This is a genomic window from Dietzia sp. HMSC21D01, from assembly GCF_001815995.1.
GTDB lineage: Bacteria > Actinomycetota > Actinomycetes > Mycobacteriales > Mycobacteriaceae > Dietzia > Dietzia cinnamea.
Genome location: NZ_KV823719.1, coordinates 1 through 952 on the forward strand (window position 1 = coordinate 1; position 952 = coordinate 952).

Consider the following 952-nt stretch of genomic DNA (forward strand, 5'->3'; position numbering starts at 1 on the left):
AGGCGGTCGGCGAGGCCACCAGCGCGGTGGGGTCCGCCGCCGCCGAGGCCACGAGCGCGGTGGGTGACGCCACGCGCGACGACGGCGAGGGCGACCCCGACGCCACGACTGGCGACCAACCGCAGCCCGAGGACTCCACGGGCGGCGAGGGCGGGTCGGGGAACCCGGACGAGGAGTTCCTGCGCGACATCGGGCGGGTGGGCGTGGACGCCGGGAACGAGCAGGACTATCTCGCCCGCGGCCGCGACGCATGCGCCTCGCTCGACGCCGGAACCGGCTACGTCGACGTGCTCCGGCAGTACAACGACGCCCACCCCGACGCCCCGGTCACCGAGGCGCCCGTCGTGGTCACGGCGGCGGTCAAGGCGTTCTGCTCGCACCACCTGCCGCAGGTCGGCGAGGGTGACGGGGGCGGGGGCGGCGAGGTCGGCGAGGCCGGGGGCGGCGCCTGACGCGGGAGACCCGGCCCTGTCTCAGACGCCGGCCCGGTCGAGTTCCTCCGCGGTCAACCGTCGCCCGAGAGCGATGAGCTCGTCTGCCCGGTGGAAGTCGAAGGTCGAGCACGCGTCGGAGGGCACCTCGACCAGCACGTCCGGGCGGTTGCCCGCGAGGCGGTAGGCCGTCACGATGCTCTCCATCGCCTCGATGGATTGCGTGACCACGTCGAAGATGCGCAGCGAAGCGGGAAGCGACTCCTCGTCGCCGTCGGCCACCTCCTCCTCGCCGTGCTCCACGGCCTCCTCGACCTCGTGGGAGAGCTGCCGCGGCGTCTTCGCACCGACCGAGCCGTCGGAAGCGGTGACGGTCGCACCGGCGTCCACCCCGTCGACGGCGGCGACGTCCGGATCGGGTTCGGGGTCCTGACCGAAACGGGCGGCGATGAGCCGGATCAGGTCGGCGTCGCGGACGTCCGCCGCCGCGGTGCGGATCCGGCCGGCCAGCCGTCCCGCCG

General features: G+C 74.7%; 1 protein-coding gene and 1 pseudogene. One reads left to right on the forward strand and one right to left on the reverse strand.

Annotation, left to right across the window (positions count from 1 at the left end):
- Positions 1–452 (forward strand): DUF732 domain-containing protein (locus HMPREF3086_RS02625; RefSeq protein ID WP_070720048.1); only part of this gene is annotated, 452 nt, incomplete at its 5' end.
- A gap of 21 nt (positions 453–473) precedes the next feature.
- Here the strand turns inward: HMPREF3086_RS02625 and HMPREF3086_RS02630 are convergent.
- A pseudogene (locus tag HMPREF3086_RS02630) lies at positions 474–952 on the reverse strand (patatin); the annotation flags it as partial.